The 24576-nt window shown below is 61.2% G+C and carries 25 protein-coding genes; 11 read left to right on the forward strand and 14 right to left on the reverse strand.

Annotation, left to right across the window (positions count from 1 at the left end):
- Nucleotides 1-25 precede the first annotated feature (25 nt).
- The 6 genes from ACGSLL_RS08580 to ACGSLL_RS08605 all read right to left on the reverse strand — a co-directional run bounded on the left by ACGSLL_RS08580 (nt 26) and on the right by ACGSLL_RS08605 (nt 5645).
- Nucleotides 26-808, reverse strand: coding sequence for an N-acetylmuramoyl-L-alanine amidase (locus ACGSLL_RS08580; RefSeq protein ID WP_394504870.1), 783 nt, complete (start codon nt 806-808; stop codon nt 26-28).
- 101 nt (nt 809-909) lie between these two features.
- The gene (locus tag ACGSLL_RS08585; RefSeq protein WP_394504872.1) at nt 910-2967 is read right to left on the reverse strand and encodes a GGDEF domain-containing protein; all 2058 of its coding nucleotides are present in this window, start codon (nt 2965-2967) and stop codon (nt 910-912) included.
- A complete protein-coding gene (locus tag ACGSLL_RS08590; protein ID WP_394504874.1) occupies nt 2964-3842 on the reverse strand; it encodes an endonuclease/exonuclease/phosphatase family protein in 879 nt (292 codons plus the stop codon). The genes ACGSLL_RS08585 and ACGSLL_RS08590 overlap by 4 nt, the downstream gene beginning before the upstream one ends.
- A gap of 14 nt (nt 3843-3856) precedes the next feature.
- Nucleotides 3857-4498, reverse strand: a complete 642-nt coding sequence (locus ACGSLL_RS08595) for a thiol:disulfide interchange protein DsbA/DsbL (protein WP_090287938.1) — start codon at nt 4496-4498, stop codon at nt 3857-3859.
- A gap of 199 nt (nt 4499-4697) precedes the next feature.
- Entirely contained in the window at nt 4698-5309 is a 612-nt protein-coding gene (locus tag ACGSLL_RS08600) for a c-type cytochrome (protein ID WP_090287941.1), read from the reverse strand.
- A gap of 30 nt (nt 5310-5339) precedes the next feature.
- Entirely contained in the window at nt 5340-5645 is a 306-nt protein-coding gene (locus ACGSLL_RS08605; RefSeq protein ID WP_016772347.1) for a c-type cytochrome, read from the reverse strand.
- Nucleotides 5646-5836: 191 nt separating this feature from the next.
- Between ACGSLL_RS08605 and yihA the strand changes: the two genes are divergently transcribed.
- Nucleotides 5837-6484, forward strand: coding sequence for a ribosome biogenesis GTP-binding protein YihA/YsxC (yihA, locus tag ACGSLL_RS08610; RefSeq protein ID WP_093096291.1), 648 nt, complete (start codon nt 5837-5839; stop codon nt 6482-6484).
- 401 nt (nt 6485-6885) lie between these two features.
- Here yihA and polA read toward each other — a convergent pair whose 3' ends face one another.
- Complete coding sequence (polA, locus tag ACGSLL_RS08615) at nt 6886-9690, reverse strand: DNA polymerase I (RefSeq protein WP_394504878.1); 2805 nt, start codon at nt 9688-9690, stop codon at nt 6886-6888.
- A 74-nt stretch (nt 9691-9764) separates the two neighbouring features.
- Between polA and ACGSLL_RS08620 the strand changes: the two genes are divergently transcribed.
- Together ACGSLL_RS08620 and ACGSLL_RS08625 are read left to right on the forward strand one after the other, a co-directional pair.
- Entirely contained in the window at nt 9765-10055 is a 291-nt protein-coding gene (locus ACGSLL_RS08620) for a DUF2782 domain-containing protein (RefSeq protein WP_024014988.1), read from the forward strand.
- A gap of 61 nt (nt 10056-10116) precedes the next feature.
- Nucleotides 10117-11070, forward strand: coding sequence for a homoserine kinase (locus ACGSLL_RS08625; RefSeq protein WP_394504880.1), 954 nt, complete (start codon nt 10117-10119; stop codon nt 11068-11070).
- 130 nt (nt 11071-11200) lie between these two features.
- Here the strand turns inward: ACGSLL_RS08625 and znuA are convergent, their stop codons facing one another.
- On the reverse strand, nt 11201-12121 hold the full coding sequence (gene znuA, locus ACGSLL_RS08630) for a zinc ABC transporter substrate-binding protein ZnuA (protein WP_394504882.1): 921 nt from the start codon (nt 12119-12121) through the stop codon (nt 11201-11203).
- A gap of 66 nt (nt 12122-12187) precedes the next feature.
- Here znuA and ACGSLL_RS08635 point away from each other — a divergent pair, with 66 nt between their 5' ends.
- Genes ACGSLL_RS08635 through ACGSLL_RS08650 form a run of 4 tightly spaced genes read left to right on the forward strand, consistent with a single transcriptional unit; the run spans nt 12188 to nt 14987 of the window.
- Nucleotides 12188-12670, forward strand: a complete 483-nt coding sequence (locus ACGSLL_RS08635; protein WP_090287953.1) for a Fur family transcriptional regulator — start codon at nt 12188-12190, stop codon at nt 12668-12670.
- A complete protein-coding gene (gene znuC / locus ACGSLL_RS08640; protein WP_394504885.1) occupies nt 12670-13455 on the forward strand; it encodes a zinc ABC transporter ATP-binding protein ZnuC in 786 nt (261 codons plus the stop codon). Before ACGSLL_RS08635 ends, znuC begins: the two co-directional genes overlap by 1 nt.
- Nucleotides 13448-14236, forward strand: coding sequence for a zinc ABC transporter permease subunit ZnuB (gene znuB / locus ACGSLL_RS08645; RefSeq protein ID WP_090287957.1), 789 nt, complete (start codon nt 13448-13450; stop codon nt 14234-14236). The genes znuC and znuB overlap by 8 nt, the downstream gene beginning before the upstream one ends.
- Nucleotides 14237-14273: 37 nt before the next feature.
- Nucleotides 14274-14987, forward strand: coding sequence for a PA5502 family lipoprotein (locus ACGSLL_RS08650; protein WP_394504888.1), 714 nt, complete (start codon nt 14274-14276; stop codon nt 14985-14987).
- 94 nt (nt 14988-15081) lie between these two features.
- Here the strand turns inward: ACGSLL_RS08650 and katE are convergent, their stop codons facing one another.
- Nucleotides 15082-17223 (reverse strand): catalase HPII, encoded by a 2142-nt coding sequence (katE, locus tag ACGSLL_RS08655; protein ID WP_394504890.1) that lies wholly within the window; start codon nt 17221-17223, stop codon nt 15082-15084.
- 262 nt (nt 17224-17485) lie between these two features.
- Here katE and ACGSLL_RS08660 point away from each other — a divergent pair, with 262 nt between their 5' ends.
- From ACGSLL_RS08660 to ACGSLL_RS08670, 3 genes are all read left to right on the forward strand, one after another.
- Complete coding sequence (locus ACGSLL_RS08660) at nt 17486-18493, forward strand: methionine ABC transporter ATP-binding protein (RefSeq protein WP_394504892.1); 1008 nt, start codon at nt 17486-17488, stop codon at nt 18491-18493.
- Nucleotides 18494-18498: 5 nt separating this feature from the next.
- Nucleotides 18499-19209: a methionine ABC transporter permease gene (locus tag ACGSLL_RS08665; protein WP_394505021.1), complete on the forward strand. Its 711-nt coding sequence runs from the start codon at nt 18499-18501 to the stop codon at nt 19207-19209.
- A gap of 66 nt (nt 19210-19275) precedes the next feature.
- The gene (locus ACGSLL_RS08670) at nt 19276-20046 is read left to right on the forward strand and encodes a MetQ/NlpA family ABC transporter substrate-binding protein (RefSeq protein WP_394504894.1); all 771 of its coding nucleotides are present in this window, start codon (nt 19276-19278) and stop codon (nt 20044-20046) included.
- Nucleotides 20047-20334: 288 nt separating this feature from the next.
- Here ACGSLL_RS08670 and ACGSLL_RS08675 read toward each other — a convergent pair whose 3' ends face one another.
- The 5 genes from ACGSLL_RS08675 to ACGSLL_RS08695 are packed head-to-tail and all read right to left on the reverse strand — an operon-like array spanning nt 20335 to nt 24243.
- On the reverse strand, nt 20335-20970 hold the full coding sequence (locus tag ACGSLL_RS08675; protein ID WP_394504896.1) for an SCO family protein: 636 nt from the start codon (nt 20968-20970) through the stop codon (nt 20335-20337).
- On the reverse strand, nt 20967-21866 hold the full coding sequence (gene cyoE / locus ACGSLL_RS08680; protein WP_394504898.1) for a heme o synthase: 900 nt from the start codon (nt 21864-21866) through the stop codon (nt 20967-20969). Before cyoE ends, ACGSLL_RS08675 begins: the two co-directional genes overlap by 4 nt.
- Entirely contained in the window at nt 21854-22933 is a 1080-nt protein-coding gene (locus ACGSLL_RS08685) for a COX15/CtaA family protein (protein ID WP_394504901.1), read from the reverse strand. The genes cyoE and ACGSLL_RS08685 overlap by 13 nt, the downstream gene beginning before the upstream one ends.
- 10 nt (nt 22934-22943) lie before the next feature.
- Complete coding sequence (locus ACGSLL_RS08690) at nt 22944-23537, reverse strand: hypothetical protein (RefSeq protein WP_394504904.1); 594 nt, start codon at nt 23535-23537, stop codon at nt 22944-22946.
- Nucleotides 23503-24243, reverse strand: coding sequence for an SURF1 family protein (locus ACGSLL_RS08695; protein ID WP_394504906.1), 741 nt, complete (start codon nt 24241-24243; stop codon nt 23503-23505). The genes ACGSLL_RS08690 and ACGSLL_RS08695 overlap by 35 nt, the downstream gene beginning before the upstream one ends.
- A gap of 71 nt (nt 24244-24314) precedes the next feature.
- Here ACGSLL_RS08695 and ACGSLL_RS08700 point away from each other — a divergent pair, with 71 nt between their 5' ends.
- Nucleotides 24315-24518, forward strand: coding sequence for a twin transmembrane helix small protein (locus tag ACGSLL_RS08700; RefSeq protein WP_394504908.1), 204 nt, complete (start codon nt 24315-24317; stop codon nt 24516-24518).
- Nucleotides 24519-24576: the final 58 nt, after the last annotated feature.

Consider the following 24576-nt stretch of genomic DNA (forward strand, 5'->3'; position numbering starts at 1 on the left):
TGCCCTGACCGTCGGGCGGGCGTCATTATTTTGTCTGATTGAGGACCAATAACAGCGCCGCCGTTTGTGCGTCCGGCGTGCCGTCGAAGCGCTCAGGGCGGTAGTGCATCTGAAAGGCCGCGAGGACATGGCGGGTGGCGATATCCAGTTCGCCGGTTTGCGGTGTGTCATAGCCCACGCGCGCCAGCTGTGCCTGAAACCAGCTGATGCTCGGCAATTCGCCGCTGTTGAATATTGCTTGCTGACGCGCTACCGCTTGTTCGTTCGGCCACCGGCCAAGGCCTTCGGCAGCGAGACGTTTCCATGGAAACAATGGGCCCGGATCGAGTTTGCGCAGCGGCGCGATATCGCTGTGACCAATGATGTGCTGCGGGCTGATACCGTTGCGCTTGCTGATGTCCTTGAGCAGGGCAATCAGCGCTTGAATCTGCGCTTCGCTGTACGGATACCAGAGGCGCCCGGTCGGGGTGTCCTTGAAACCGGGATTGACGATTTCGATGCCGATCGAGCTGGAGTTGAGCCAGGTACGGCCCTGCCACTGGCTTTCACCGGCGTGCCAGGCGCGCTGGTTTTCATCCATCAATTTGTAGATCGTGCCGCCCTTGTCGTCGCCGATCAGGTAGTGACTGCTGACTTCACCGTGAGTCAGCAGTTGCAGGGAGCGCTCCAGCGAGGCCGAGGTGTAGTGAACAACGACGAACTGGATGCGGCTGTCGTAGTTGGCCGACGGATGGCTGGTGTCGTAACGCGGGCCGCTGGCGCAACCGGACAGAACGAGCAAAGAAGCAATAAGGGCGAAAAATTTCATGGTAGAAAAGAGTACACGGGAGACGATAATGCAACAGTGTAACGTAATGCCTTGCGTATCGACGGCCAGCGAGCGGAATTAAACAAAATGGAACAATTTGCTCAACCCAGCTCGACTCGATTGCGACCTGCATTTTTTGCCCTATACAGCGCCTGATCGGCGCGCTTCAGCACCAGATCGCTATGTTCGCCGGCTCTGAATGACGCGAGGCCCATGGAAATGGTGATCGTCACTCGCTCGCCTTTGAAGTGAAACGGGCAGGCTTCGACCGCCGCTCGCAATCCTTCCAGCAATTTTGCGCCGACTGCTGGTGGTGTGGCGGGCAGTAGCAAAACGAATTCCTCACCGCCAAAACGCGCGATGAAGTCAGAGCCGCGCAGGCGTTTGCGCAACACCGTGGCGATGATTTTCAGCACTTTGTCACCGGCCAGATGGCCATAGCTGTCGTTGATCCGTTTGAAGTGGTCAAGGTCGAGCATCGCCAGGCTCAGCGTGTTGCCGTGCTGCTGCCATTGCTTGATTTCGTGTTCGAGGCGTTCGCTCCAGGCGGCGCGATTGGGCAGGCCGGTCAGCGGGTCGATCAGGGCTTTCTGGCGTTGCTCTTCCAGGTGTTCGCGAAAGCCCAGGGCTTCCTGTTCCATGTGCGCCACTCGCTCGGACAAGCCTTTGAGCCGCGCGGCCACTTCCTGTTCGCGGGCGTCACGCTGCTGGCGGTGCTGGTCCATGGTGCCGAGCAGGCCTTCAAGATGGTTCTCCAACACTTGCTTGAGGTCGTCGAGGTCTGCCGCCTCCTGCACGCTGGTCTGCAAACCGTCGACCTGCTCGCGGATCTGTGTGTCCATCGCCCGCGCCGCCGAGCTGTTGTCGGCATGCCCTTCGCTGGCGGCTTGCAGGTTGCTCTGAAATGCTTCGAGGCGCTCGTTGAGTTGCTGGAGATACGCTTCGAATTCATGCTGGCCGCTGTCGGTGATTGCCAGCATCAGTGTCGCGAGATCGTCGAGGATCGGGATCAACTCGTACCAGTTCAAGCCATGTTTGAGCCGGTCACGCATCGCTTCGGCTTGCGGACGATGACGCTCCGGCAGGGTCAGATCGTCGAGCAGACCGATCAGGGTGTCTTCGATGTGGCGGGCGACGGAGCTGTAGGACGGCTCCGGGGAATCCGGCAGGGCGAACAGGATGTCCTGCTCGGATTGCTCCGGGTCGATTGCGGCCAGCGCCTGGGCGATCGGCTCGGGCAGGGGCAGGCTGTCGAGCATCAGCGGCACCGGGTCGCCGGGATGGATCAGTTCGTCAGGGTTGAACGCGTCCGGCGCCTGAGAGGCAGCCGTGGCGAACACCTGCACGGGTTCGAAGGGCTGCGCTGGCGGCTCGGTCGAGTGAGCGGCGACAATGCTGGAAACAGTTGGCGGCACGAAAGCCACCACTTCCTCCGGTTTGATCGGGGTCTGCGCGGCCGGCGGAGGCGTTTCGTCAACCGGTTCAATGATCGGGGAAGCAGGCGCGACGGTCATCGGCGCAACCGGTAATGGTGGCGCCAACTCTGGTTCGGGCTGTACTGTTGCTTGTGCCTCGATGGGCGCCCCAGCTTCCGCCGTCGATGCGGCTGCTTCTGGTGCAGGCGCCTCAGGATTCTCCCGATTGCCGAACAAGCGCTGCAGCAAGCCCGGACGACCGGTTTCCGCCGGCGTTTCCAACTGACTCAGCGCCTTGCCCTGCAGACCACTCAGTTCGCTGAGCAACAGCGGCATTTCCCGCGCCGAGCTGACGCGGCCGTCCAGTTGCTTGGCGAATTTCTTCAAAGGCTGCGCGACTTCACGCGGCAGCGGCAAGGCCTGTAGCTGCGTGACCAGCGACGTCAGTGCGGTGCTGACCTGTTCGATACGGGTTTCCCGGCGCTGCTCGGAGTCGAGCACGGCTTTTTCCAGGCGTGGCAGCAGGGCGGCGAGGCCGGCGTCCATGTCGTCGGTGCGCACCACGTCGCGCATCTCTTTCATGCACTGATCGACAGCCTTGTCGGTGCCTTCCGCCGCCAGGGTGCTGCGCACCAGACCGCGACGCAGCAAATCGAGGCGGGCGGCCCAGCGCCGCTCGAGCTTGTCCTGCTGTTCGATACTTTTGAGGTATTTCTCTTTCCAGCGCTGGGCGTCGTCGCTCATTCAGGGCTTCCGCGAAGGTCAGGACTCAACGTGGGCAATGCATCGGCCGTGAGCGAACCCGGCAGACGAATCTCTACCGCGACCGGCAGGTGATCGGAAATCGGTTGGGCCAGCACTTCGACCTTTTCCAGGGTCAGGGTCGGGCTGAGCAGAATGTGATCAAGGCAGCGCTGAGGACGCCAGCTGGGGAAGGTCGCTTCCACCTGCGGGGCCAGCAGGCCAAGATCGCGTAACGGGGAGTGTTGCAGCAGATCGCTGGCGTGGGTGTTCATGTCACCCATCAAGACTTGATGCTTGTAGCCGCCGATCAGCTCACGAATATAGGCCAGTTGCAGGCTACGCGTACGCGCGCCAAGGGCCAGGTGCATCATCACCACCACCAACGCTTCCGGGCCTTCGCCGAAGCGCAGCAGAATCGCGCCGCGACCTTTCGGGCCGGGGAGCGGGTGATCCTCGATCGCCCACGGCTTCAAACGACTGAGCACGCCGTTGCTGTGCTGGGCCAGTCGGCCGAGGTTGCGGTTGAGTTGTTGATACCAATAGGGGAAGGCGCCGAGCTGGGCCAGATGTTCGACCTGATTGACGTAGCCCGAACGCAGGCTGCCGCCATCGGCTTCCTGCAGGGCGACCAGATCGAAGTCGCCGAGCAGGTCACCGATCTTTTGCAGATTGCCTGAGCGCCCGGTGTGCGGCAGCAGATGCTGCCAGCTGCGGGTCAGGTAATGCCGATAGCGCTCGGTGCTGATGCCGACCTGGATGTTGAAGCTGAGCAAACGCAGACGCTGGTCCGCGGGCAAGCCCGTGGACGCCAGATGATGCTCGTTGACCTGCGGATCATGCAGGCCAACGCTGCGTTCAGACTTCCAGCGGCGCATGGCAATGGCCGCGCTTAGTTGGCAGCCGCCTTGGTCGCCGCTCGCTCTTTGGCTACCAGATCGTCAGCCAGTTTCAGCGCTTGTTCGGCACCACCGGCCGAGCCGATGTCGAAACGGTATTTGCCGTTGACGATCATGGTTGGCACGCCAGTGATTTCGTACTTCTTGGCCAGCTCACGGGCCTTCACGATCTGGCCTTTGATGGCGAACGAGTCGAAGGTGGCAAGAAACTTGTCCTTGTCCACACCTTGAGTGGCGAGGAAGTCAGCCATGTCGTTCTTGTCGGTCAGCTTCTTGTGTTCTTTCTGGATCGCGTTGAATACCGCCGCGTGAACCTTGTGCTCGACACCCATGGCTTCGAGGGTCAGGAACATCTGGCCGTGAGCGTCCCAAGGGCCGCCAAACATGGCCGGGATGCGCACGAAGTTGACATCGGAAGGCAGTTTTTCAACCCATGGATTGATCACCGGCTCGAACGCGTAGCAGTGCGGGCAGCCATACCAGAACAACTCGACCACTTCGATCTTGCCAGGCACTGCAACCGGAACCGGGTTGGCCAGTTCGACATAAGGGGCGGCAGGGGCTTCAGCGGCCTGGGCGGTGACGCCGAACAGGCTGGCAGCGACGAGGGCGGCGCTGATGATCAGATTACGCATGCTTTACTCCTGAACAATTTGGGTCGCCTCGCTCGACCTGTTTTCAGACAGGTCCTGGCGGGCATGAGTGCTGTAGTGTAACGGCAGCGGCCACAAAAAAGGGCGGCCAAAGCCACCCTTTTTATACTTGCTGCGACGGATTAATCGAGCGTTAACGTTGCCGGAGATGTCCGTCTCGCCCAACGCCCGAAACAAGGCCTCAGTGCAGGCCCTGGATGTAGCTGGAAACGGCCGCGATGTCTTCGTCGCTCAGCTTGCGCGCGATGGTGCGCATGGTCATCGCGTCACCGTCGTTGGCGCGACCGCCTTCTTCCTTACGGAAATCGGTCAGTTGCTTGGCGATGTATTGCGCGTGCTGACCACCCAGGTGCGGGAAGCCGGCGGCGGCGTTGCCAGAACCGTTCGGCGAGTGGCAGCCGGTGCAGGCAGGCAGGCCTTTGTCCAGATTACCGCCGCGGAACAGCGCTTCACCGCGTGCGACGAGTTTCGGATCGGCGGCGCCAACGCTGCCTTTCTGGCTGGCGAAGTACGCCGCGAGGTCAGCCAGGTCCTGATCGTTGAGGTTGGTCAGCAAACCGGTCATTTCCAGCACGACCCGCTTGCCATCCTTGATTTCTTTCAGTTGCTTGGTCAGGTAGCGTTCGCCTTGCCCGGCCAGTTTCGGAAAGTTTGGTGCCATGCTGTTGCCGTCCGGGCCATGGCAGGCTCCGCATACGGCGGCTTTTGCCTGGCCTGCTGCGGCATCGCCGGCAGCATGGGCGAAGCCTGAAATTCCCACGGTCAACAGCAGACTCACGATCAGTTTGTTCATCAGCTAATCCAACTACGGCTAAGGGTTAAGTTATGGACCGGGTTTACTCTCGCTCATCCACAGGATGATGGCCTGGTAATCCTCGGCACTGCAGTCCATGCACAAACCACGCGGCGGCATCGCCTTGAAACCCTGGGTCACGTGTTGCACCAGCGTCCCCATACCTTTCGCCAACCTCGGCGTCCAAGCTTCCTGATCGCCTCTTGCGGGCGCCATGGGTAGTTGGCCGGAATGACAGGCACCACAAACACGGTTGTACACTGCTTCCGGATCCTGTGTAGCCTGTGCGCTGTAAAGCGGCATCAAGACTCCGGCAGCCAGCAGCCATTTCGTCATAAAACGACCTTTTCAGGGTTGAGAGCGATCTGCGTTCTAGTGCGCAATCAAGGTTCGTCGCTCTCGTGAACTTCATCCTTCGCTGGGACAAAGCACACACAAAATCTGCGGCATTATATACTGGCGTCACTGAAACGGAAGCGACACCGCGTTCCGCGCCCAATCCCGGCGCCGCCCACATCGGAAATCCCATGCAACTCAAGAATCCCATCCTCGGCCTGTGCCAACAGTCCACGTTCATGCTCAGTGCCGCCAAAGTCGATCAATGCCCTGACGACGAAGGCTTCGAAGTGGCGTTTGCCGGTCGTTCCAATGCCGGTAAATCCAGCGCATTGAACACTTTGACCCACGCCAGCCTGGCGCGGACCTCGAAAACCCCGGGTCGCACGCAGCTATTGAATTTCTTCAAGCTAGACGATGATCGGCGTCTGGTCGACCTGCCGGGCTACGGTTACGCAAAAGTACCGATCCCGCTCAAGCAACACTGGCAGCGTCACCTCGAGGCTTACCTCGGTGGCCGGGAGAGTCTGAAAGGTCTGATTCTGATGATGGACATCCGCCATCCAATGACCGACTTCGACCTGCTGATGCTCGACTGGGCCGTCGCCGCTGGCATGCCGATGCACATCCTGCTGACCAAGGCCGACAAGCTCACCTACGGCGCGGCAAAAAACACGTTGCTGAAAGTACAGTCGGAAATCCGCAAAGGCTGGGGCGACTCGATCACCATCCAGCTGTTCTCCGCGCCAAAACGCATGGGCCTGGAAGAGGCCTACACCGTCCTGGCCGACTGGATGGAACTGGCCGACAAAAACACCGAGGCCGCTGCTGCGGAGTAAGGCGAGTTCAAAACTGGCTGTGGCGCTGTCAGGCAAGGCAAAGGCATCGCTAAAAAGCGGAGTTTAGGGGACCTAAATGAGCATTTTTAGCGGTGCCTTTAACGCAGCATGACGGCATCACAGCCAGTTTTGGGGCAAAAAAAAGCCCCGGGATTCAGTGGGGAGGTCGAATTCCGGGGTTCAAGTTCCGAACCGCTAGGGCGGGGTTCAGATATCTGCCAACACTTAACACAACATAGGAGCATCGAAGGGCTTCACCAGCCATTCAGTACCTCTGAGTGCTCGGTCGCCAGATTAGTTCAGATTTTTTTCGAAAACTTTGGAATAGCTCCCGGCATTTTCAGGTCTAAGCCCGCTTTCAAAGGGTTTGCCGCGACGCTGGTCGCGGCAGGGCACGCGTCTCAGTGCGCCTCATCCCAGTTGTTGCCTACACCCACTTCCACCAGCAACGGCACATCCAGGGTCGCCGCTTCGCTCATGTGCTGACGAATCTCGGCGCTGACCTGCTCGACCAGATCCTCGCGCACCTCCAGCACCAGTTCGTCGTGCACCTGCAGGATGACCCGGGCATCGAGCCCGGACGTCGTCAGCCAATTGTCCACCGCGACCATGGCTTTCTTGATGATGTCGGCGGCCGTGCCCTGCATCGGCGCGTTGATTGCCGTGCGCTCGGCGGCGGCGCGTTCCTGCGGCTTGTTCGAGTTGATCTCGGGCAGGTACAGGCGACGGCCGAAGAAGGTCTCGACGTAACCCTGATCCGCCGCCTGCGCCCGGGTGCGCTCCATGTATTCGCGAACCCCCGGGTAGCGGGCGAAATAGGTGTCGATGTAGGCCTTGGCGGTCTTGGTGTCGACGCCGATGTCCTTGCCCAGTTTCTGCGCGCCCATGCCGTAGATCAGGCCGAAGTTGATCGCCTTGGCGCTGCGACGCTGGTCGGAACTCACTTCATGCAGTTCAACCTTGAACACTTCGGCAGCGGTGGCGGTGTGCACGTCCAGGTTGTTGCGGAAGGCGTTCATCAGGCCTTCGTCGCGCGACAGGTGCGCCATGATCCGCAGTTCGATCTGCGAATAGTCCGCCGCCAGCAGTTTATAACCTTTCGGCGCCACAAAAGCCTGGCGGATGCGCCGGCCTTCAGCGGTGCGCACCGGGATGTTCTGCAGGTTCGGATCGCTGGAAGACAGGCGACCGGTCGATGCCACGGCTTGATGGTACGAGGTGTGGATACGTCCGGTGCGCGGGTTGATCTGCTCCGGCAGGCGATCGGTGTAGGTGCTTTTCAGCTTGCTCATAGAACGGTGCTCCATCAGCACCTTCGGCAAGCGGTGATCGTCTTCGGCGAGTTTCGCCAACACTTCTTCGGCGGTGGACGGCTGGCCTTTGGCAGTCTTCTTCAGCACCGGCAGGCCGAGCTTTTCGTAGAGGATCACGCCAAGCTGCTTTGGCGAACCGAGATTGAATTCTTCACCGGCGATTTCGAACGCTTCGCGCTCCAGCGCGACCATCTTGTTGCCCAGCTCGATGCTCTGGATACCCAGCAGTTCGGCGTCGACGAAGGCGCCCTGGCGCTCGATGCGCGCCAGTACTGGCACCAGCGGCATCTCGATATCGGTGAGTACGCTGGCGAGACTCGGAATCGCATTGAGTTTTTCCACCAACGCCTGATGCAAGCGCAGAGTGATGTCGGCATCTTCGGCGGCATAGGGCCCGGCCTGTTCCAGCGCGATCTGGTCGAAGGTCAGCTGCTTGGCGCCTTTGCCGGCAATGTCCTGGAAGCTCACGGTGGTGTGGTCCAGGTATTTCAGCGCGAGGCTGTCCATGTCGTGGCGGGTCGCGGTCGAGTTGAGAACGTAGGACTCGAGCATGGTGTCGAAGGCAATGCCGCGCACGTTGATGCCTTCACTCTGATCGCCACCGATAGCGCAGTTGGCGAGGATGTTCATGTCGAACTTGGCGTGCTGGCCGACCTTGAGTTTGTTCGGATCTTCGAGAATCGGTTTGAGTGCGCGCAACACGCTGTCGCGATCCAGTTGCTCCGGCACGCCGATGTACGAGTGGGTCAGAGGGATATAGGCGGCTTCGTTGGCCTGTACGGCGAACGACAGGCCGACCAGTTGCGCCTGCTGCGCGTCGATGCCGGTGGTTTCGGTGTCGAAAGCGAACAGCTTGGCGTTGCGCAGTTTTTCCAGCCAGACGTCAAAGCGTGCCTGATCAAGGATGGTTTCGTACGCGGCTTCAGCAGGCGCGGCGGGTGCCTCGGCGGCGGCCGCGCTGAACAGATCATGCGCGGGCGCCGGTTGGGCCGCCGCGCTCAGTTCCAGGCGCTTGGCGTCGCGATCAAGGTCGTTGAGCCAGCTCTTGAATTCCAGCAGGGTGTACAACTCGTACAGTTTGGCTGGGTCTTCCGGGCCCATCTGCAGGTCATCGAGGCCGATATCCAGCGGCACGTCGATCTTGATGGTCGCCAATTGATAGGAGAGGAATGCCATCTCCTTGTGCTCTTCAAGCTTGGCCGGCAGGGTCTTGGCGCCGCGAATCGGCAGGCTCGGGACGATGTCGAGGTTGGCGTACAGCTCAGTCAGGCCGCCATTGACCCCGACCAGCAGGCCGGATGCGGTTTTCGGGCCGATGCCGGGAACGCCCGGAATGTTGTCGGACGAATCGCCCATCAGTGCCAGATAATCGATGATCTGTTCCGGAGCGACGCCGAATTTCTCCTTCACGCCCTCCACATCCATCGAGCTACCGGACATGGTGTTGACCAAGGTAATGTGCCCGTCGACCAGTTGCGCCATGTCTTTGTCGCCGGTCGAGATGATCACCGGACGATCCGCCGCCGCGCTGCTGCGGGCGAGGGTGCCGATGACGTCGTCGGCCTCGACGCCGTCCACGCACAGCAGCGGGAAACCGAGGGCGATCACACTCTGGTGCAGCGGCTCGATCTGCACGCGCATGTCGTCGGGCATGCTTGGGCGGTTGGCTTTGTATTCGGCGTACATCGCATCGCGAAATGTCCCGCCCTTGGCGTCGAACACCACGGCGAACGGGCTGTCCGGGTACTGCTTGCGCAGACTCTTGAGCATGTTCAGCACGCCCTTGACCGCACCGGTCGGCAGGCCTTTGGAGGTGGTCAGCGGTGGCAGTGCGTGGAAGGCGCGGTACAGGTAAGACGAACCGTCCACCAGGACGAGGGGGGCTTGGCTCATGAGCAGGATCAACCTTTTCGGCGGGTCCGGGGCTAGAATAGCGGGACCGTTGACGACAAAGGGACAAGGTTATCATGCGTACGTTAAATCGCTTGCTGCTGGTCGGTCTGATTGCTGTCTCACCGTTGGCCGCGATGGCGGCGGATGATGCGCCGGGGGGAGACCCCGAGGTCACCATCCGCACGGAGGGCGACAAGACCATTCAGGAATACAGCCGAAATGGCTTTGTCTATGCGATCAAGGTCACGCCCAAGAAAGGCAAACCGTATTTCCTGGTGCGCGCCGATGGTTCGGACGCCAATTACATCCGATCTGACCAGCCGGATATGCTGATTCCGTCGTGGGAAATCTTTACCTGGAAGTAAGATTCCCGACTTTTTAATCGGCGTCGCCTGAGCGCGGCGCCTGAACTGAGCAGTTTTAACCATGTCTGTGTTCACGCCCCTGGCTCGGCCCGAGCTGGAAACCTTTCTCGCCCCTTACGGGCTCGGCCGTCTGCTCGATTTCCAGGGGATCGCCGCCGGCAGCGAAAACACCAATTTCTTCGTCAGCCTGGAGCAGGGCGAGTTTGTCCTGACCCTGGTTGAGCGCGGGCCGGTGCAGGAAATGCCGTTTTTCATCGACCTGCTCGATGTGCTGCACCAAGCTGATCTGCCGGTGCCCTACGCGCTGCGCACCACGGACGGCGTGGCGTTGCGCGAATTGAAAGGCAAACCGGCGCTGCTGCAACCGCGTCTGGCCGGTAAGCACATCAAGGTCGCCAATGCCCAGCATTGCGCGCAGGTCGGCGAGTTGCAGGCGCATCTGCACCTGGCCACTCAGGGCGAGCGCATGATCAAGCGCAAGACTGATCGCGGCCTGGACTGGATGCTGGAGGAGGGTGGCGAATTCTTGTCGCACCTGAGCGGTGAACCGCAGGCCCTGCTGCAAAAAGCTCTGGATGAAATCACCGCGCAGAAGGAGCTGATCCTCGCGCTGCCTCGGGCGAATATTCACGCCGATCTGTTTCGCGATAACGCCATGTTCGAAGGCACGCACCTGACCGGGCTGATCGACTTCTACAACGCCTGCTCGGGGCCGATGCTCTACGACGTAGCGATTGCCCTGAACGACTGGTGTTCGGATGAGGCAGGCGTAATCGATGGTCCGCGTGCCCGAGCGTTTCTCGGTGCGTACGCGGCGCTGCGCCCGTTCACTGCAGCGGAGGCCGAGTTGTGGCCGACGATGCTGCGCGTCGCCTGTGTGCGGTTCTGGCTGTCGCGGTTGATCGCCGCCGAGCAGTTTGCCGGGCAGGACGTGTTGATTCACGATCCGCAGGAATTCGAGCAGCGGTTGGCGCAGCGGCAGCAGGTCAATACACCGTTGCCCTTTGCCCTTTAAAAGCTTCGCGAGCAGGGTTTCGTTGATTCCTGTGGGAGCGAGCCTGCTCGCGAAGGCGGAGGTCCATTCAGCATGTATGTTGACTGACCCAGCGCTTTTGCGAGCAGGCTCGCTCCCACAAGGATGTCGGTCAGAGCGATTCCAGGCAACCCGCCAGATCATTCCCCAACTTCTCCAGCACCTGCTCATAACCCTGAGCCGTCGCCGGCGTGTAACCACCCAGCGCATCCAGCTCCGCCAGCTTCACCGGCAGGCCGGCGACCAATGTTTCCGCCAAACGCGGACGCAGCGGTGGTTCGCTGAACACACAGGTCTTGCCGACTTCCTGCAAGCGCGTGCGCATCGCCGCGACATGCTGGGCGCCTGGCTGCACTTCAGCCGCTACCGCGAACACCCCGGCGTGCTTCAGGCCATAGGCGTCTTCGAAATAATCAAACGCCTCGTGAAAGACGAAGTACGGCTTGCCCTCGACATTGGCCAGACGCTTCTTCAAGCGTTGATCCAAGGCATCCAGACGCTCATCGAACGCCTTGGCATTGTGCTGATAACGCTCGGCATTGGTCGGGTCGGCAGTGCTCAGGTCGGCGGCCATTTTGTCGGCGATCACCCGGGCATTCACCGGTGACAGCCACAGGTGCGCATCCAGCGAGCCGGGGCGGTGATCGTGATCATGGTCGTCGGTTTCTTCGGCGTGGGAATGGTTGTCTTCGGCGAAATGCCGCAGTTTCAGCCCCGGCAGATCCTGCACCGCGACGCTTGGCAGCTTGCGGCCATTGAGTACGCGTGGCAGGAAACCTTCCATGTCCGGACCGATCCAGTACAGCAGATCGACCGACTGCACCTTCCGTACGTCGGATGGGCGTAGCGCATAGTTATGCGGCGAGGCGCCCGGTGGCAGCAGCACTTCGGGAACCGCCACACCGTCCTGCACGGCTGCGGCAATCAGCTGCAACGGCTTGATGCTGGTGAGCACTTTGACTTCGGCCTGAGCCGAGCCGATCAGCAGGAAACTGGCGATAAAAGCCACAAAAACAGAAAAAAGTCGGGACACGATGACCACTCAAGGAGGCGAGAACGGGTAACATAATAACGTCTCTATCAAAACTCGTCGCCGCCCATGCCTATTACACCGATTGCCAGCCGTCCCCACGACCACTCACATTGCGTGCACAGCGCGTTGTCCGAGGCCGATACCCTGTGCGCCCAGAAAGGCTTGCGCCTGACTGCCTTGCGCCGGCGGGTGCTGGAACTGGTCTGGCAGAGCCACAAGCCGCTGGGTGCCTATGACATTCTGGCCGTGCTGAGCGAGCAGGACGGCCGCCGCGCCGCGCCACCGACCGTTTATCGGGCGCTGGATTTCCTTCTGGAAAACGGTCTGGTGCACCGCATCTCTTCGCTCAACGCCTTCGTCGGCTGCGTCCACCCGGAACACGCGCATCAGGGCCAGTTCCTGATCTGCCGGGTTTGCCACGCCGCCATCGAGCTTGAACAAAAAGTGATCAGCGACGCGATCATCAACAGCGCCAGGGATGTTGGCTTCATCGTTGAAGCGCAGACCGTCGAAGTCGTCGGCCTCTGCTCCGGTTGCCAGGGGGCTTGATGAGCAACGCGCTGATCCGTCTGGAACAGGTCGCCGTCACATTTGCCGGGCAGACCGTGCTGGACAACATCGAGCTGAGCGTCGAACCGGGGCAGATCGTCACGCTGATCGGGCCCAACGGCGCCGGCAAGACCACACTGGTGCGCGCCGTGCTCGGCTTGCTCAAACCGGACAGCGGCAGTGTCTGGCGCAAGCCGAAACTGCGCGTCGGCTACATGCCGCAAAAACTGCATGTCGATCCGACCCTGCCGCTTTCGGTGTTGCGCTTTCTGCGTCTGGTGCCCGGCGTTGATCGTCCGCGTGCATTGGCCGCGTTGAAGGAGGTCGGCGCCGAACATGTGATCGACAGCCCGGTGCAAAGTGTTTCCGGCGGGGAAATGCAGCGCGTATTGCTCGCTCGGGCATTGCTGCGCGAGCCGGAGCTGCTGGTACTCGACGAGCCGGTACAAGGCGTCGACGTTGCCGGGCAGGCCGAGCTGTACAGCCTGATCACCCGCCTGCGCGACCGTCACGGTTGCGGCGTGCTGATGGTTTCCCACGATCTTCATCTGGTCATGAGCACCACCGATCAGGTGGTCTGCCTCAATCGTCACGTCTGCTGCTCCGGGCATCCCGAGCAGGTCAGCGGCGATCCGGCGTTCGTCGAGCTGTTCGGCAAGAACGCGCCGAGCCTGGCGATCTATCAGCACCACCACGATCACGCTCACGACCTGCACGGTTCGGTGGTCAAAGGCCCGGTTGCCGGGCAACCCCATGTTCACGGAGACCACTGCAAGCATGGCTGATTTTCTGTTGTACGCCCTGCTTGCAGGTCTGGCACTGGCGCTGGTGGCGGGGCCGCTGGGTTCGTTCGTAGTGTGGCGGCGCATGGCCTATTTCGGCGACACCCTGTCCCACGCCGCGCTGCTCGGCGTGGCGCTGGGCTTTTTGCTGGATGTCAGCCCGACGGTGGCGGTGACGGTCGGTTGCCTGCTGCTGGCGGTGCTGCTGGTGACCTTGCAGCAGCGCCAGCCGCTGGCCTCCGACACGCTGTTGGGAATTCTTGCGCCGAGCACCCTCTCGCTCGGTCTGGTGGTACTAAGCTTCATGCATGAAGTGCGGATCGACCTGATGGCCTATCTGTTCGGCGACCTGCTGGCGATCAGCCCGACCGATCTGGCGTGGATTCTCGGCGGCACGGCAGCGGTGCTGGTGTTGCTGGTCACGCTGTGGCGGCCCTTGCTGGCGGTCACCGTGCACGAAGAACTGGCGCGAGTCGAAGGCCTGCCGGTGGCCGGCCTGCGCATGGCGCTGATGTTGCTGATCGCGGTGGTGATCGCGGTGGCGATGAAAATCGTCGGAGTGTTGCTGATTACTTCGCTGCTGATCATCCCGGCGGCTGCGGCACAGCGTCACGCCCGTTCGCCCGAGCAAATGGCGCTGGGCGCGAGCCTGCTGGGCATGCTCGCGGTGTGCGGCGGGCTGGCGCTGTCGTGGTTCAAGGACACCCCGGCGGGGCCGTCAATCGTTGTGACGGCCGCCGCACTGTTTCTGCTGAGTTTTGTTCTGCCCCGTCGAGGGGTGTAGACTTGCTCGCTTTTTGCGCAATTAGAGAGTCGCAGGAATGAAGCCGTTCGCCTCCCGTTATCTGCTCCTTGTCGCATTTTCCGTGCTGCTGGGCGCCTGCCAAAGCACGCCGCCGGTGGCTGAAGTCCCCGACGCGCGGGCTACGGCCATCGCACAGCTGGAGCAAAGCCTGGCCAGCAGCGAACTGGCCACCGCCGAAGACCAGTTGGCCGCTTTGCAGGCTGAAACCCCGAATGATCAATCCCTTGAGCAATACCAGCGGCAACTGGCCGAGGCGTACCTGCGCCGCAGTCAGATCGTGCTGCAAAAGGGCGATGTCAACGCCGCCGCGACCGCGTTAAGCCGCGCCCGTGTGCTGATGCCCAAGGCGCCAGCGCTGACCGGTGGCGTCAACGGCGCCATCACCGAAGCGCGCAAGGCCGAGCTGGAAAAGGCCGAAGCGGCGCTGCTGGCTGCCGAAGCCCGGCCGAAAGCCAAGGTGATCGATCCGTCCGCCGAAAGCACCACGGTTGCGCTGAACATCCACGATATTCACAAGCTGCAGCGGCAACTCGATGCGATCGCCGCCGATGTAGTGAATTATGAATGTGCCGTGAGTATTCAGGCGCCGCGCACAGCGGATTATCCGTGGCTGGCGACGTTGCTGAGCAAAAGGGTTAAAAAGCTGAATCCGGATTTTGATCTGCAGATCGAGAAGCAGATTTTGCGCACGGTGCCTGCGCAGATGGTGTTAAGCCCGCGCAAGCCATAAAAAGCATCGCGGGCAAGCCCGCTCCCACAGGTCTGATGTAGTACCTGTGGGAGCGAGCCTGCTCGCGAAAGCGCCCTCCCAGTCTATAAAGATCTTAAGCCGGAATGGCTTTCGACTTAGGCTCCCGCGCCCAAACCCGATGCTCGCCAATCGCGGCAAAGAACGGCTTGGTCAACGCCCCTACATCCGCGCCCTGCAACAACCCGGCATCCGCCTCCAGTTTGAGCAAGTCCTGCAATTGCTTGGCGTCGCCATGCAGCGCAATCGCCTTCAGGTGCTTGTAGGCCTCGAGCAAGTAATGCAACGCCACACCGTCAGCGCTCAGCGCCTTGATCGACGCCGCGCCACCCGGCACGAACACCGCGTCGAAGGCGATCGACGGCATGCCCTCCATCGACGCATCCACTGGCAATGCCTTGCCGTCCGCAGTTTTCACCGGCGCTGACGTCGGGCCGAGCACTTTGGCGTGGGCGCCTTCGGCTTTCAGCGCTTTTTTCATCGCATCGATGGCCGCGCTGTCTACGCCATTGGCAGCGAGGATCGCCACTTTGCGCGTCTTGATATCACCTGGCAGCAGGTTGGCCTGGCTCAGCGCTGGCGAGCGTTCCAGTGAGGTTTTGCGCACCTCGACGGTGCCTTTGCTTGGCGCTGGCAACCCGAGGTTTTCCGCGACGCGCTTGGCCAGGGTCAGGTCGATATTGGCGAGAATCTCGTTCACTTCCCGTGCGCGGATGAACTCACGCTCGACCTTGCCCAGCTCGAAGCTGTAGGCGGCGATGATGTGCTCCTTCTCGTGATCGCTCATGCTGTTGAAAAACAGCCGCGCCTGAGAAAAGTGATCACTGAACGATTCGCTGCGCTGGCGGATCTTGGCGGCGTCGATGCGCTCCGGATAGCTTTCGAAACCACCGTCCTGCGCGGCCGGCGGGGTCTCTTTCGGCCAGCCGCCATCGATCGAGTTCGGCTCATAGGAGGCGCGGCCCTTGTCGATGGTGGTGCGATGCTGCGCGTCACGCTGGCCGTTGTGGAACGGCGCGACCGGGCGGTTGATCGGCAACTCATGAAAGTTCGGCCCGCCGAGTCGGCTGATTTGCGTGTCGGTGTAGGAAAACAGCCGGCCTTGCAGCAGCGGGTCGTTGGAAAAATCGATGCCCGGCACGATATGCCCCGGGCAGAACGCGATCTGCTCGACTTCGGCAAAGAAGTTGTCCGGGTTGCGGTTGAGGGTCATTTTGCCCAGCGGCGTGATCGGTACGATTTCTTCCGGAATGATCTTGGTTGGGTCGAGGATGTCGAAATCGAAGGCATGTTCGTTTTCCTCCTCGACGATCTGTACGCCGAGCTCCCATTCCGGGTAGTCGCCCATTTCGATCGACTCCCACAGGTCCCGACGGTGGTAGTCGGTGTCTTTACCAGCAAGCTTCTGCGCCTCGTCCCAGACCAGCGAGCAGGTGCCGGCAGTCGGACGCCAATGGAATTTGACGAAGCGCGATTTGCCCTCGGCGTTGATCAGACGGAAGGTGTGCACGCCGAAGCCCTGCATGCTGCGCAGGCTTTTCGGGATCGCCCGGTCGGACATCGCCCAGATCACCATGTGCGCCGATTCCGGCACCAGCGAGACGAAGTCCCAGAAGGTGTCGTGAGCCGAGCCGCCGGTAGGAATTTCGTTATGCGGTTCAGGTTTCACCGCGTGGACGAAGTCGGGAAACTTGATCGCGTCCTGAATGAAGAACACCGGCATGTTGTTGCCGACCAGATCGAAATTGCCTTCGTCGGTAAAGAACTTCACCGCAAACCCGCGTACGTCACGCACGGTGTCGCCGGAACCACGTGGGCCCTGCACCGTGGAAAAGCGCACGAATACCGGGGTTTTCTTGCCCGGGTCCTGCAGGAAACCAGCTTTGGTCAGTGCCGCATGGTTCTCGTAACTCTGGAAGAAACCATGGGCCCCGGTGCCGCGGGCGTGAACAATACGCTCGGGAATGCGCTCATGGTCAAAGTGCGTGATTTTCTCACGCATGATGAAGTCTTCCAGCAGCGACGGCCCGCGCGGCCCGGCTTTGAGCGTGTTCTGGTTATCGGCGATCTTCACACCCTGATTGGTGCGCAACGCCTGACCGGTGGCGTCGGAACGGAATTCTTCCAGGCTGTCGAGCTTGGCGTTGGTGTTGGCGCGATCCGGGGTATCGGTCCCGGCCAGTTCGCTTTTAGCGGGTGCAGGCTTTTTGATGCTCATCAGACGTAAACTCCTCGTTTGGCCCCGGATGCCTTCCGCAGACCCTTGAGTGATTCCCGGGCACGGCACCCAGGGTTTGAAGTCGCTTACTTAGTGACTGGCGAGCGTTTCAGCCGTTCCGTTTATCTGACCTTTGATCGTGTTATTGCCAAATCGAAGGTTAATTGCGAAATAAATGCTAAGAACCTCTATACGGACAGGCTAAAATGCGCGCCCGGCTAACCGCTGATCCTTTTCCAACGCGCCCCACAAGGTTCGCTACGTGATCGAGTTTCAAAACGTGCACAAGACTTACCGCGTCGCCGGTAAGGACATCCCCGCGCTGCACCCGACCAGTCTCACCATCGAGAACGGTCAGGTATTCGGCCTGATTGGCCATTCCGGTGCGGGAAAAAGTACCCTGCTGCGTCTGATCAATCGCCTGGAAGATTCCAGCGGCGGCCAGATCATTGTCGACGGCGAAGAAGTCACCGCGCTGGACGCCAACGGCTTGCGCCGTTTCCGCCAGCAAGTCGGGATGATCTTCCAGCACTTCAACCTGCTGGCGTCGAAGACCGTCGCTGACAACGTCGCGTTGCCGCTGACCCTGGCTGGCGAACTGTCGGGCAGCGATATCGACAAACGCGTCGCCGAATTGCTCGCGCGGGTCGGTCTGTCCGATCACGCGAAGAAGTATCCGGCGCAGCTGTCCGGTGGCCAAAAGCAGCGCGTCGGCATCGCCCGCGCCCTGGCGACCAAGCCGAAAATTCTGCTGTGCGACGAGGCCACCAGTGCCCTCGACCCGCAGACCACCGCCTCGGTGCTGCAACTGCTGGCCGAGATCAACCGCGAACTGAAACTGACCATCGTCCTGATCACCCATGAGATGGATGTGATCCGTCGCGTCTGCGATCAGGTGGCGGTGATGGACGCCGGTGTGATCGTCGAGCAGGGTTCGGTGGCCGATGTGTTCCTGCATCCGCAGCACCCGACCACCAAGCGTTTCGTCCAGGAAAGCGAGCAGATCGACGAAAGCGAGCAGCGTGACGATTTCGCCCATGTGCCGGGCCGCATCGTGCGTCTGACCTTCCAGGGCGAAGCGACCTACGCGCCGTTGCTCGGTACCGTCGCCCGGGAGACCGGCGTCGACTACAGCATCCTTGCCGGCCGCATCGACCGCATCAAAGACATTCCGTACGGGCAATTGACCCTCGCCGTCACCGGTGGCGACATGGAAGCGGCTTTCGCCCGCTTCACCGCCGCTGACGTTCACATGGAGGTATTGCGCTAATGGAAATGTTTGACGCTGCAATCAAGCAATACGACGCCGCGATAGAAGCCATCAAGCTGTTCTTTCAGAACATCGACTGGCTCGAAATCGGCCTCGCCACCAACGACACCCTGCTGATGCTCGGTGGCTCGCTGTTGTTTACGGTTCTGCTCGGTCTGCCACTGGGCGTGCTGCTGTTTCTCTGCAGCCCACGTCAGTTGCTGGAGAACCGAGTCCTCTACGCGATCCTGTCGGTTATGGTGAACATCCTGCGTTCCCTGCCATTCATCATCCTGCTGATCGTGATGATCCCGTTCACCGTGCTGATCACCGGCACCTCGCTGGGTGTGGCCGGGGCGATTCCACCATTGGTCGTGGGTGCGACACCGTTCTTCGCGCGCCTGGTTGAAACCGCGCTGCGCGAAGTCGATCGCGGCATCATCGAAGCGACCCAGTCGATGGGCGCGACCACGCGGCAGATCATCATGAACGCCTTGCTGCCGGAAGCCCGTCCGGGCATCTTCGCGGCGATTACCGTGACAGCGATTACACTGGTGTCCTACACGGCAATGGCCGGTGTGGTCGGCGCCGGTGGGCTGGGCGACCTGGCGATCCGTTTCGGTTACCAGCGTTTCCAGACCGACGTGATGATCGTCACCGTCGTGCTGCTGCTGATTCTGGTGCAGGTGTTGCAGATGGTCGGCGACCGACTGGTCGTGCATTTCTCGCGCAAATAAGCGGTTTTTTAATCAAGAGAGGCGCGGGCCATTCGCTGGCGGGCGCCCTCACAAGGAGTTCGCTGAATGAAAAAACTGATCGCTGCTTTCGCTGCCGTTGCAGCATTCTCGGCCCACGCCGAAACCCTGACCGTCGCCGCCACCCCAGTGCCGCACGCGGAAATCCTCGAGTTCGTCAAACCGGCTCTGGCCAAAGAAGGCGTGGATCTGAAGGTCAAGGTCTTTACCGACTACATTCAGCCAAACGTGCAGGTGGCGGAAAAGCGCCTGGACGCGAACTTCTTCCAGCACCAGCCGTACCTCGATGAGTTCAACAAGGCCAAGGGCACCAGCCTGGTTGCCGTGACCGGAGTACACCTGGAGCCGCTGGGCGCCTATTCGAGCAAGTACAAGAAAATCGAAGAGTTGCCAGGCGGCGCCAACGTGGTCATCCCGAACGACGCCACCAACGGCGGTCGTGCGCTGTTGCTGCTGGCCAAGGCCGGCGTGATCACTTTGAAGGATCCGACCAACATTCTGTCGACCATCAAAGACATCGCGGAAAACCCGAAAGACCTGAAATTCCGTGAGCTAGAAGCGGCAACCATCCCGCGTGTGCTGACCCAGGTCGATCTGGCACTGATCAACACCAACTACGCGCTGGAAGCCAAGCTTGATCCGTCCAAGGATGCGCTGGTGATCGAAGGTAACGACTCGCCGTACGTGAACATCCTCGTGTCCCGCGCGGACAACAAGGACAGCGACGCGATGAAGAAACTGGCTGCAGCGCTGCACAGCCCGGAGGTGAAGCAGTTCATCACCGAGAAGTACAAGGGCGCGGTATTGCCGGCGTTTTGATTTCGGTTGCTGCAATGAAGAAGGGGACGCCATGAGCGTCCCCTTTTTTGTATCTGGTGCCTGGCTTGCGACCTGCTTTGAAGCTTCCCCTCACCCCAGCCCTCTCCCAGAGGGAGAGGGGGCCGACCGATATGTCTTGCGTCATACATCGACCTGGAAGATCGGGTCGATTATGGATTCAGCACGGGCTTTACAGGTCGGCGTAACTCCTGAATATCCCCCAATCAGTCCCCTCTCCCTCTGGGAGAGGGCTAGGGTGAGGGGCTTTTGCTTTTAGGCACTAACGCCTTACTTGCGCTCAAGCATCACCGGCAACTGCGCAACCAGCTTGGCATTATTCAGCGGCGCCCGAATAAACCCGCGCTGCCTGCCATCCGGGCCGATCACCGCGAGGTTGCCGCTGTGATCCACCGTGTAATTCGGTTTGCTGGTGTCGGCCGGAATAAACGGAATGCTCACCGCATTGGCAACCTTCTGCAGCTCCTCGATCGACGACGGTGTCAGGCCGATGAACTGCGGATCGAAATAGCCCAGGTACTGCTTCAACTGCTTCGGCGTATCGCGGTTCGGGTCAACACTGACCAGCACGATCTGCAATTTATCCACCGCATCCTTGGGCAATTCGCTCTTGATCTGGCGCAGTTGCGCAAGCGTGGTCGGGCAGATGTCCGGGCAGAAGGTATAGCCGAAAAACAACAGGCTCCATTTGCCCTGCAACTCATCAATGGCGACAGGTTTGCCGTCCTGATCGGTCATCGTCACGTCCGGCAGGGTGCGGCTTTGCGGCAGCAGAATGATCCCGGCGTCGATCAGCGCGGTCGGGTCGCCCTGGCCTTTGCCGCTCAGCACTTTGTTGACGGTCAGGCCCAGGATCAGCGCGATCACGGCGACGAGGATGAAAACGGTTTTCTGGGTTCGGGTCATAGGTTCAACAGTAAGTAGTGGTCTACGAGCAGGGCGATGAACAACAGGAACAAGTAATAAATAGAGTACTTGAAGGTGTTGATCGCCGCGTGCGGCCGAGTGCCACGGTACAGCACCACGGCCCATTGCAGAAACCTCGCGCCGAGGGCGAGGGCGCAGATCAGGTAGAGCATGCCGCTCATGTGAATCACGTACGGCAACAGACTCACCGCCAGCAGCGCGAAGGTGTACAGCAGAATGTGCACTTTGGTGTAGTGCTCGCCGTGGGTTACCGGCAGCATCGGAATATCGGCCTTGGCGTATTCCTCCTTGCGATGAATCGCCAGCGCCCAGAAGTGCGGCGGCGTCCAGGCGAAGATGATCAGCACCAGCAGCAGCGGTTCGGCGCTGACATGGCCGGTAGCGGCGGTCCAGCCGAGCAAGGGCGGGGCGGCGCCGGCGAGGCCGCCGATGACGATGTTCTGCGGCGTCGCACGTTTGAGGAAACCGGTGTAGATCACCGCGTAACCAAGCAACGAGGCGAGGGTCAGCCACGCCGTCAGCGGATTGGTGAAGGTCAACAACAAGGCCTGACCGAGCAGCGCCAGCACCAGCGCAAAGGTCAGCGCTGCCGCCGGTGAAACCCGGCCCTCTGCCAGCGGCCGTTTGTGTGTTCGCGCCATTACCGCATCGATGCGCCGATCGACCACATGATTGACCGCCGCCGCGCCGCCCGCGCACAGCGCAATACCGAGGTTGCCGAACACCAGCACCGTCCACGGCACGCCGGCGCGGGTGGCGAGAAACATGCCGACCAGCGAGGTGATCAGCATCAGCACCACGACTTTCGGTTTGGTCAGCTCCAGATAATCGCGCCACAGCGCTTGCGTCGCGCGCGTGCCGGTCAGACTCGCCATGGCGTTTCTCCTTTCAAGGCAATGGGCGCGACCGCGTGTTTACGCGGGCTGAGGTGCCAGCGTGCAAGCACCGGTTGCGTGACCCGGACCAGGCTGGTGCGCGCGTGATAATTGACCAGCACCATGCTCAGCAACAGCGCCGCGCCACCGATGTTGTGCGCCACCGCCACCGCCAGCGGCAGATGGAACAGCACATTGCTGATCCCGAGAGTGATCTGTGCGCTGAGGGCCACCAGCACCAGCCCGGCCAGACGCGTCATGCCGACCACTTTCAACTGCCAGGCCAGACCGAGCAGCACGACAGTCACCAGCAGCGCGCCGATGCGATGGGTGAGATGAATGGCTGTACGCGCATCGCTATCGAGTTGGCCGCCCAGATAATTCGGGCCGATGTGTTGCGTCAGGTGAAAACCGTTGGCGAAATCCGCTGGCGGCAGCCATTGCCCGTGGCAGGTCGGGAAGTCGATGCACGCCACGGCGGCGTAGTTGGAACTGACCCAGCCGCCGAGAGCGATCTGGCCGATCACCAGCAACAGTCCGGCCGTGGCCCAATATTGCAAGCGCCGGGGCACGGTCAGCGCTGGCAACACGCCGGACAGACGCAGCGTCAGCAGAAACAGCAGGCTCAAGGTCGCAAAGCCACCGAGCAAATGCCCGGTGACCACTTGCGGCCAGAGCTTGAGCGTCACCGTCCACATGCCGAACGCCGCTTGCGCAAACACAACCGCCAGCAGAAACAACGGCAGCTTCAACGGCAGCCCCGGATGGCGGCGATTGACCCAGGCGCGCCCGGCCAATACGGCAATCAGCAACCCGAGTGTGCCGGCGAAGTAGCGGTGAATCATCTCGTTCCAGCCCTTGTGCGCTTCCACCGGGGCGTCCGGGTAATGCAGTTCGGCATGGGCCAGTTGCGCCTCGCTTTTCGGCACGCTGATAAACCCGTAGCAACCCGGCCAGTCGGGGCAGCCGAGGCCGGCATGGGTCAGGCGCGTATAGGCGCCGAGCAGCACCACGATCAGCGCCAGCAGAGTGGCAAACAGCGCGAGGCGAAATCCAGGTTTGGCCATGACGATGCCCTTATCCGATGTTGGACAGTTTCAGCAGATGCCGCAGGTCGTTGAGCAAATCCTTGCCTTTCACGTTCGGCTCGTAGCGCAGCACCAGATTGCCGTGCGGGTCGATGATCCATAGTTGTGGCGTGGCTTTGTCGCCGGAGGCCTTGCTAAAGGCGGCAGGGTCCAGCGGATAGCGCTGCAGTTGCGGATATTCGCGTGTGAGCTTGGCCTCGTAGTCAGCGCTCAGCGGTTGCGTCGCGGCGAGGGCATGGCTGGCGCGCCCGGCTTCGCGGCCGAGACCGATCTGGATCTGCCGCGCCAGATACACCAGTTGCTGGCAATCCACCGCACACGCTGTCGGCGCGGTCACCAGCAATTGCCAGCGCTCCTCGTCCGCCTGCACGCCGAGGTCGGCGCGGGTCTGGCCGTTGCCGATCAGCTCACCGTGATAGCTGCGGCCTTCGGGCACCCAGAACTGCAATTTGTACATGCCGGTGGCGAGGATCATCGGCCCGACCACACCGAGCACAATCAACAGCAACTGGATACGTCCGCGGCGGCGGCTGACGGCAGGTTTGGCCTCAGACATGCTGGGTGGATTCATGGCCGTTCGCATGGTGCTTCTCCTTTGCGTTGTGCAAGCCCAAATAAACGTAGAGACCGAGCAGGGCGGTCGCCATGGCGAACCACTGCACGGCGTAGCCGAGGTGTTTTTCCGGGCCCATGGCGACCACCGGCCAATCGGTCTGGTAGCTGGCCGGGCCGGGTTCGGCGCGCAGTTCATAGGCGAAACCGTCGCGCTCAAGGGTTTGCCAGAGCTTGCCTGGTTCGACGGCGGTGACGGTTTGCGGCCATGTGCTGCTGACCGGATCGGCGTGCAACTGGAACGTCGCGCCGGGGGCGACGTAGACCCAGGCGTCGAGCGTCAGGGCATCAGCGGGCGTGGAGTACTGCGGCGCGACACGGCGATCCGGCCACGGCAGCCAGCCGCGATTGACCAGCAGCCACAGTCCGCTGCGCTGATCCTGAAACGGTTGCAGCAACTCGACGCCGACTTTGCCGCCACGCTGGCGGTTGTCGAGCAACAGCGTGTGGGCGGGGTCGAACTGGCCGCGCAGGCGTACGCGACGGTAAGCCGGGTCCGCGCTGCCGAGCAGTTCACTGCTGGCCATGGGCTCGGCCGCACGGCGCTCGGCATAACTGGCCAGCAGCGCGGTTTTCTCCGCCCCCCGGCCCAGTTGCCAAAAGCCCAGCGCGATCATCAGCGGCAGCAATAACGCGACCACTACGGTCGGTATCACCCCCGGACGGAAGCGCTTCATGGCCGCGTCACAAAGTCAGTCGTCGCGCTCGCTATACTCAACTGCATCGCCTGTCCCTCGGAGTTCTTCCCATGCTCAAAGCAGCGATCGTACTGCTGCTGATTGCCACGGTGATCAGCCTGTTCAGCGGCCTGTTTTTCCTGGTCAAGGACGACAGCAGCTCCAATCGCCTGGTCATCGCCTTGAGTGTTCGGGTGGCATTGGCCGCCGCCACCGTCGGCCTGATGGCCTGGGGTTTCTACAGCGGCCAACTGGTCTCCCACGTACCTTGGTAGCTGCAAGCGGTCAGCTACAAGCTACAAGTAAAAGCTGTATCGCTTGAGCTTGAAGCTT

It is taken from the genome of Pseudomonas retamae, from assembly GCF_043496865.1.
Classification (GTDB): Bacteria; Pseudomonadota; Gammaproteobacteria; order Pseudomonadales; family Pseudomonadaceae; genus Aquipseudomonas; species Aquipseudomonas retamae.

Bases quoted from the DNA above. Each gene is read 5' to 3' on its own strand.
- ACGSLL_RS08580 (WP_394504870.1), bottom strand. From the start codon at position 808: ATGAAATTTTTCGCCCTTATTGCTTCTTTGCTCGTTCTGTCCGGTTGC.
- ACGSLL_RS08585 (WP_394504872.1), bottom strand. From the start codon at position 2,967: ATGAGCGACGACGCCCAGCGCTGGAAAGAGAAATACCTCAAAAGTATC.
- ACGSLL_RS08590 (WP_394504874.1), bottom strand. From the start codon at position 3,842: ATGCGCCGCTGGAAGTCTGAACGCAGCGTTGGCCTGCATGATCCGCAG.
- ACGSLL_RS08595 (WP_090287938.1), bottom strand. From the start codon at position 4,498: ATGCGTAATCTGATCATCAGCGCCGCCCTCGTCGCTGCCAGCCTGTTC.
- ACGSLL_RS08600 (WP_090287941.1), bottom strand. From the start codon at position 5,309: ATGAACAAACTGATCGTGAGTCTGCTGTTGACCGTGGGAATTTCAGGC.
- ACGSLL_RS08605 (WP_016772347.1), bottom strand. From the start codon at position 5,645: ATGACGAAATGGCTGCTGGCTGCCGGAGTCTTGATGCCGCTTTACAGC.
- yihA (WP_093096291.1), top strand. From the start codon at position 5,837: ATGCAACTCAAGAATCCCATCCTCGGCCTGTGCCAACAGTCCACGTTC.
- polA (WP_394504878.1), bottom strand. From the start codon at position 9,690: ATGAGCCAAGCCCCCCTCGTCCTGGTGGACGGTTCGTCTTACCTGTAC.
- ACGSLL_RS08620 (WP_024014988.1), top strand. From the start codon at position 9,765: ATGCGTACGTTAAATCGCTTGCTGCTGGTCGGTCTGATTGCTGTCTCA.
- ACGSLL_RS08625 (WP_394504880.1), top strand. From the start codon at position 10,117: ATGTCTGTGTTCACGCCCCTGGCTCGGCCCGAGCTGGAAACCTTTCTC.
- ACGSLL_RS08635 (WP_090287953.1), top strand. From the start codon at position 12,188: ATGCCTATTACACCGATTGCCAGCCGTCCCCACGACCACTCACATTGC.
- znuC (WP_394504885.1), top strand. From the start codon at position 12,670: ATGAGCAACGCGCTGATCCGTCTGGAACAGGTCGCCGTCACATTTGCC.
- znuB (WP_090287957.1), top strand. From the start codon at position 13,448: ATGGCTGATTTTCTGTTGTACGCCCTGCTTGCAGGTCTGGCACTGGCG.
- ACGSLL_RS08650 (WP_394504888.1), top strand. From the start codon at position 14,274: ATGAAGCCGTTCGCCTCCCGTTATCTGCTCCTTGTCGCATTTTCCGTG.
- katE (WP_394504890.1), bottom strand. From the start codon at position 17,223: ATGAGCATCAAAAAGCCTGCACCCGCTAAAAGCGAACTGGCCGGGACC.
- ACGSLL_RS08665 (WP_394505021.1), top strand. From the start codon at position 18,499: ATGTTTGACGCTGCAATCAAGCAATACGACGCCGCGATAGAAGCCATC.
- ACGSLL_RS08670 (WP_394504894.1), top strand. From the start codon at position 19,276: ATGAAAAAACTGATCGCTGCTTTCGCTGCCGTTGCAGCATTCTCGGCC.
- ACGSLL_RS08675 (WP_394504896.1), bottom strand. From the start codon at position 20,970: ATGACCCGAACCCAGAAAACCGTTTTCATCCTCGTCGCCGTGATCGCG.
- cyoE (WP_394504898.1), bottom strand. From the start codon at position 21,866: ATGGCGAGTCTGACCGGCACGCGCGCGACGCAAGCGCTGTGGCGCGAT.
- ACGSLL_RS08685 (WP_394504901.1), bottom strand. From the start codon at position 22,933: ATGGCCAAACCTGGATTTCGCCTCGCGCTGTTTGCCACTCTGCTGGCG.
- ACGSLL_RS08690 (WP_394504904.1), bottom strand. From the start codon at position 23,537: ATGCGAACGGCCATGAATCCACCCAGCATGTCTGAGGCCAAACCTGCC.
- ACGSLL_RS08695 (WP_394504906.1), bottom strand. From the start codon at position 24,243: ATGAAGCGCTTCCGTCCGGGGGTGATACCGACCGTAGTGGTCGCGTTA.
- ACGSLL_RS08700 (WP_394504908.1), top strand. From the start codon at position 24,315: ATGCTCAAAGCAGCGATCGTACTGCTGCTGATTGCCACGGTGATCAGC.